Below are 350 nucleotides of genomic sequence, written 5' to 3'. Positions count from 1 at the left end.
CTACAATCACACTAAAAGCTGGTATCGAACGCGCATTACTAGAAGAAGTACCAGGCGTTATTGAAGTAGAACAAGTATTTTAATTAAAAGCGGAAGCGGCTCGTTCAGAACAGGAGGTCATTGGAGCTCCTGACGAAGAGGCGCTTTTTGCCTCGCAGGAAGGCGCGAAATGGCCGACTGTTCTAGCCGCTGGAGCTAGATATTAATCTAAAAGCGGAAGCGGCTCGTTCAGAATCGCTTCCTAGAGAGAGACCCAAATGGGTCTCTTTTTTTATTCAAATAGCACTTCTCCTTTAACATCATAAAACAAAATTGGAAATCCTTCTCAAAAAGTGAGATAATTAATACTA

General features: G+C 42.3%; 1 pseudogene. It reads left to right on the top strand.

The window, feature by feature from the left end:
* Positions 1–83 (top strand): annotated as a pseudogene (locus MR113_RS27565) (NifU family protein); the annotation flags it as partial.
* Between the last annotated feature and the right edge of the window lie 267 nt (positions 84–350).

It is taken from the genome of Bacillus cereus group sp. BfR-BA-01379 (genome assembly GCF_022663605.1).
GTDB lineage: Bacteria > Bacillota > Bacilli > Bacillales > Bacillaceae_G > Bacillus_A > Bacillus_A mobilis.
The sequence above is the reverse complement of the archived record's forward strand: the minus strand, read 5'-3'. Positions and strand labels throughout refer to the sequence as shown.